This is a genomic window from Streptomyces sp. Ru71 (assembly GCF_002920535.1).
In the GTDB taxonomy this organism is placed as follows: domain Bacteria; phylum Actinomycetota; class Actinomycetes; order Streptomycetales; family Streptomycetaceae; genus Streptomyces.
The window spans coordinates 1-879 of the sequence record NZ_PQSS01000178.1 but is presented as its reverse complement, the minus strand read 5'-3'; the positions used below and the strand labels follow the sequence as shown (position 1 = coordinate 879).

Here is an 879-nt window from a genome sequence, read left to right as displayed (position 1 = left end):
TCACCCACCCAGCCGGGCCCGCCCCCGTCGGCGCCGCCGGCGTACGGCATCCCGCAGCAGCCCGGCGCGCAGCACGGTCAGGCGCCGGCGCCGCAGGGGCCGTACGGCGGCACCGGCCACCCGCACGCCCAGGCGGCGCCCGCCGCGTACGGCCAGCCGCACCACCAGGCGTCCCCGCCCGGCGGCGCGTACGGCCAGCCGCATCCCCAGCCGGCCCCGGCCCCCGATCGTTACGGCTATCCGCAGCAGCCCGGTGCCTGGGGCCATCAGCCGTACGGCGGCGGGCTCGGCTCCACGCCGCCCTACGGACCCGCGCCCTTCGGCCCGCAGGAACCCCCGCGCCGCAGCGGCCGTTCCACCGTGCTGCTCGTCGTCGTCGCCCTGGTCGTCGCGCTCGCGGCCGGCGGCTCGGTGTACGCGTTCATGAGCGGCGACGGCAAGGACCCGGGACCGGACCCGTCCCCACCCGACCAGCGGCCCGCCCACCCCGGGCCCGACCACCGCCTCCCCGTCCCCGACCACCGCCTCGCCGACCCCGCAGAACGGCACCGTCCCCCAGGCCTTTCTCGGCACCTGGACCGCGACGATCGACACCGGTGACGGCACCAACACCCGGGTGCTCACCATCCGTCAGGGCGAGGTGGGCGACACGGTCCTCACGCTCGTCGCCGACGGCCCCGCCGGCACCGGCAGCTACCACTGCGAGTTCGCTGCCTCTCTCACCCAGGCGCCCGGGCCCGACGGCCCGCTGCAGATCGGCCCGTCGACCGTGACGACCGGCGAACCGGCCTCGTCCTGCACCCCGGGCGCGGCCACGGAGGTGACCCTGCTGCCGGACGGCCGTCTGGAGCGCGTCAACACGAGCAACGGCGAAAAGCT

The 879-nt window shown here is 77.4% G+C and carries 2 pseudogenes; both read left to right on the top strand.

The features are described 5' to 3' along the window. Positions 1-600, top strand: a pseudogene (locus C3489_RS38965) (serine/threonine protein kinase); the annotation flags it as partial. 16 nt (positions 601-616) lie between these two features. Further along, a pseudogene (locus tag C3489_RS40120) lies at positions 617-879 on the top strand (serine/threonine protein kinase); the annotation flags it as partial.